This is a genomic window from Mesorhizobium sp. M2A.F.Ca.ET.037.01.1.1 (assembly GCF_003998075.1).
GTDB lineage: Bacteria > Pseudomonadota > Alphaproteobacteria > Rhizobiales > Rhizobiaceae > Mesorhizobium.
Map to the genome: position 1 here is coordinate 1 of NZ_RZSA01001747.1, position 526 is coordinate 526.

A 526-nucleotide genomic window follows, 5' to 3' on the forward strand; every position below is an offset into this window, starting at 1 on the left:
GCGATGGGGACCTTGACCGTCTTCGGGCGATAAACGCCATGGCGATCCGCCCGCCATCCACCCGCCGGCGGCCATAGACATATGCCCCGGCGTAGGCAGGATTTTGGAGAATGCTGAGCACGCGTGAGCTATCGGCCTCGCGCCACACCACATCGTGCGGCGCCGGGCCGAGAAGGGGACGCACGGGCAGTGGCAGACCGTTTTTTCGCAGGTAGCGCATCACGGCCCGCGCACTGTGAAGCTCGCGGAATTTGGCGAAGACAGCCGAGCCTTGCCTGCACTTGCTCATCGGGATTGAGAATGATCTCGCCCGTGCGACCATGCGCCAGTCCGGCGGGAAGAGGAAGGCGTAGCTCACCACGCGCCGCTTTCTGACGCTCGCCCTGATGGAGGCGCTGCTTGATCTGGTGCAACTCCGCTTCGCTCATGATGCCGGACAAACCGAGCAGCAGGCGGTCATGGTAAGCGCAGGGATCGTAGAGACGTTCGCCGTCGGCAATGATGACGCCGAAGAGCGCGCACAAAT

The 526-nt window shown here is 63.5% G+C and carries 1 protein-coding gene; it reads right to left on the bottom strand.

Annotated elements, in window-relative coordinates; all coding sequences use genetic code 11:
• Positions 1-358 (bottom strand): recombinase family protein (locus EOA27_RS39570; RefSeq protein WP_210214214.1); only part of this gene is annotated, 358 nt, incomplete at its 3' end.
• Positions 359-526 lie beyond the last annotated feature (168 nt).